This window comes from Micromonospora globispora, assembly GCF_003857015.1.
Lineage (GTDB): Bacteria > Actinomycetota > Actinomycetes > Mycobacteriales > Micromonosporaceae > Micromonospora > Micromonospora globispora.
The window spans coordinates 1-3,142 of the sequence record NZ_QGGF01000762.1 but is presented as its reverse complement, the minus strand read 5'-3'; the positions used below and the strand labels follow the sequence as shown (position 1 = coordinate 3,142).

The 3,142-nt window shown below is 73.8% G+C and carries 4 protein-coding genes and 1 pseudogene; 2 read left to right on the top strand and 3 right to left on the bottom strand.

Annotated features, from left to right (window positions below):
• Both DKL51_RS33500 and DKL51_RS33495 read left to right on the top strand, forming a co-directional pair.
• Positions 1-599 (top strand): annotated as a pseudogene (locus DKL51_RS33500) (hypothetical protein); the annotation flags it as partial.
• A 34-nt stretch (positions 600-633) separates the two neighbouring features.
• Positions 634-1,497, top strand: coding sequence for a 3-methyladenine DNA glycosylase (locus tag DKL51_RS33495; protein WP_109943545.1), 864 nt, complete (start codon positions 634-636; stop codon positions 1,495-1,497).
• Between the two features lie 4 nt (positions 1,498-1,501).
• On the opposite strand, the gene DKL51_RS33490 is transcribed toward DKL51_RS33495, so the two are convergent.
• Genes DKL51_RS33490 through arfB form a run of 3 tightly spaced genes read right to left on the bottom strand, consistent with a single transcriptional unit; the run spans position 1,502 to position 2,940 of the window.
• Positions 1,502-2,086 (bottom strand): GNAT family N-acetyltransferase, encoded by a 585-nt coding sequence (locus DKL51_RS33490; RefSeq protein ID WP_109943544.1) that lies wholly within the window; start codon positions 2,084-2,086, stop codon positions 1,502-1,504.
• A 31-nt stretch (positions 2,087-2,117) separates the two neighbouring features.
• Positions 2,118-2,483: a DUF4180 domain-containing protein gene (locus tag DKL51_RS33485; RefSeq protein WP_109966713.1), complete on the bottom strand. Its 366-nt coding sequence runs from the start codon at positions 2,481-2,483 to the stop codon at positions 2,118-2,120.
• A 49-nt stretch (positions 2,484-2,532) separates the two neighbouring features.
• On the bottom strand, positions 2,533-2,940 hold the full coding sequence (gene arfB, locus DKL51_RS33480; RefSeq protein WP_423790645.1) for an alternative ribosome rescue aminoacyl-tRNA hydrolase ArfB: 408 nt from the start codon (positions 2,938-2,940) through the stop codon (positions 2,533-2,535).
• Positions 2,941-3,142 lie beyond the last annotated feature (202 nt).

Sequence of the window (3,142 nt, the reverse complement as noted above, 5' to 3'; positions counted from 1 at the left end):
ATCCGGCGGGACACGGTGCACTGCACCCGCGCCCGGCGATGCCGGCGGCGGGACGCCGACGCACTCCCCCGGTCTGGCTGGTCGTCGGCGTCGCGGCCGTGGTGCTGGCCGGCGTGGTGGGCGCGGCCGCGTGGTCGGCCACCCAACGGGCCGCCGCGATCGACACCCACAAGCAGCCCACCAGTGGCGCCTGGACGGGCAAGAGCGTCACCGGCGCGGTCGGCGTACCGCTGCGCGAGGCCGCCTTCGAGTTCACCGTCTACCGGGTCGCCTGCGGGGCCGGCGCCCAGCCCACCGGGACGGCGAACGGGCGGCAGTGCCAGGCCACCGTCGGGGTGCGGAACCTCACGCCGGAGGAACAGACCTGGCACGGGCAGCTGCAGCGGGCGTACCTGGCCGACGGCAACTGGGTCAGTGCCGACGAGTCGGCCACCCGGCTGGCCAATCTCGGGCGGGACATCTTCGCCCAACCGGTCGCCGCGGGCAGCCGGGTGGTGCTGCCGCTGGTCTTCACCATGAACGGGACGCAGCCACCGAAGCAGTTGGAACTGCGCAGCGGGGTCTTCTCCGCCGGGGTGCGGGTGGACGTGCCGTCCTGACCGGCGGTCGGGCGGCGGTCGTACCCTGGGTGCCGTGACCGCCGCCCTCGCCCCCGCCCTCGACGTGGCCGACTGGCAGGCCCGGCGGCGGGCGCACGAGGAGCGGGTGGACGCCTGGCTGACGCCGCACCTGGCCCGCCGCCGCAGCGGGGTGAAGCACCCGGTGGAGGACTTCCTCTTCACCTACTACTCGCACCGCCCGGCCCAGCTGCGCCGCTGGCACCCCGGCGCCGGGGTGGTGCTGCGCGACGCGGACCCGGCCGAGTTCGGCCGGGACTACCGCGCCACCACCGCCGGGCTCACCGTCGACACCGATGCGGTACGCGCCCGGCGGGCCGAGCCGATCGACTGGATCCGCCGCCTGCTCAAGGCGACCGCCGGCCGGCCGGCGCAGTTCGGCTGCTTCGGGATGCACGAGTGGGCGATGGTCTACCGGCAGACCCAGGAAGAGGTACGCCACAACGCCTGGCCGCTGCGGCTGAGCCCGGCCGACACCGCCGCCGTGGTCGAGGAGCGGGGCGTACGGTGCAGCCACTTCGACGCGTACCGGTTCTTCACCGCACCGGCCCGCCCGCTGAACGTGCTCACCCCGAGCCGGGAAGCGCAGCACGCCCTGGAACAGCCGGGCTGCCTGCACGCCAACATGGACATTTACAAGTGGGCGTACAAGCTTTGCCCGCTGGTCCCCTCGGAGCTGGTCGCGGACTGCTTCGCACTGGCCCGGGAGATCCGCGCGCTGGACATGCGAGCCAGCCCGTACGACCTGGCCGACCTCGGGTACCCGCCGGTGCAGGTGGAGACCCCCGAGGGCCGGGCCGAGTACGCCGCCGCGCAGCGCAGCTTCGCCGAGCGGGCCGCCCCGCTGCGGGCCCGACTGCTCGCCGCCATCGACGGGTGACCGCTCACGGGCGGCCGCGGTGCGCCGCCCACTCGGCGGCCAGAATGGACATGACGGTGGCGTCCACCCACTCGTCGCCGTCGCGCAGCACCTGCCGCAGCACCCCCTCGGCGACGAAGCCCACCTTCTCGTAGACCCGGCGGGCGCGCGGGTTGAACGCGAACACCTCCAGCGAGATCCGGTGCAGGCCGAGCCGTTCGAAGCCGTATCCGACGACCAGCCGGACCGCCTCGGTGCCGAGCCCCCGGTCCCGGCCGGCGGGGCCGATCAGGGTGCGGAAGGTGCAGCTGCGGTTGTGCCGGTCCCACTCGTAGAGGACCACCTCGCCGACGCAGGCCCCGCTCGCCCGGTCCACCACGGCCAGGTCCAGCCGGTCGGTCTGCGCGTTGCGGCTGCCGTACCAGGCGCGCAGCCGCTCGACGTCGAAGCGGTTGTCCGGCGGGCTGCCGGTCAACCGGACGACCTCCGGATCGGCCAGCGTCACCTCGAACGCGGCCACGTCCTCGTCGACGAAGGGCCTGAGCACCACCCGTTCGCCGGTGAGGGTGGGCTTGACGGAGAAGTCGACGGTCTGCTGATCGACGGACATCCGGCGATTGTGGGCGGCGCCGTGGCCGCCCTCAAACCGTTTTCCGGAGCCGCTCGTCGAGTTCGATCTGATCGGCCAGGAACCAGAGCTGGCGGCCCCGGTTGCACTCCCGGACGAAGTCCCGCAGGGCGCCGCTGGCCGCCAGGTGACGGGAGATGTCACCGATCACCGCCAGCCGCAACCGGTAGTTGACGAACTTCTGCGCGATCTCCCCGGCGACTCCGGTGCTCAGTGTGAAGAACTCGTCGGTCAGCCGCTCGACCGGCAGCACCACCAGTTCCGCACCGGCGCCCAGCGCCTCGCCGATCAGGTCGAGGGCACCCGCCCCGTCGCGCACGGGCGCGCCCTCGGCGGAGCAGACGAGGACGGGGGTTCCGTGCGGAGTGTCGATGGTCACGACCGTCGACGATAGGCCGGACGCCGGCCGCCCGCGCGCGATTATCCGGTCAGTCCCCGTCGACGCGGCGCTCGCGCTTGCGCTGGGACTGCCGCTTCTTCTCGGCCAGCCGGCGTTCCTTGGCGCCCCTCGAGGGCCGGGTCGGGCGGCGGGCCTTCGGTGGTGGGGCGACCGCCTCCCGCAGCAGGGCGGTCATCCGTTCCCGGGCCGCCTCCCGGTTGGCCAGCTGTGCCCGGTGCTCGCTGGCGGCGATGGTCAGCACGCCGTCGACCAGTCGGTTGGCGAGCCGCTCCAACGCCCGGGCGCGCAGCGTCTCGGGGACGCTGGGCGAGGCGGCCAGGTCGAAGCTGAGCTCGACCCGCGAGTCGGCGGTGTTGACGCCCTGCCCACCGGGGCCGGAGGAACGGGAGAAGCGTTCCCGCAGCTCGGCGCTCGGGACCACCAGCCGGTCGGTCACCCGCAGTCCATCCACACCCTGAGGCTAGTGCGGTGTCCACCAACGTTCACCGGGTGTCCGGTGGTTGTGGTGGATCCTCGCCGTGTGGGCGAGCGACTCCCCACCTGGGGGTAGGGCGGGCCTCCGCGGGCCAACTGATCCTCGCGCCGCCCACCCCGGGCGGCGGGGGTCACGTCGGGACTGGCCGGCACCGGGGAGGTGT

Coding starts and splice junctions, on each gene's coding strand:
- DKL51_RS33490 (WP_109943544.1), bottom strand. CDS start 2,086: ATGTCCGTCGATCAGCAGACCGTCGACTTCTCCGTCAAGCCCACCCTC.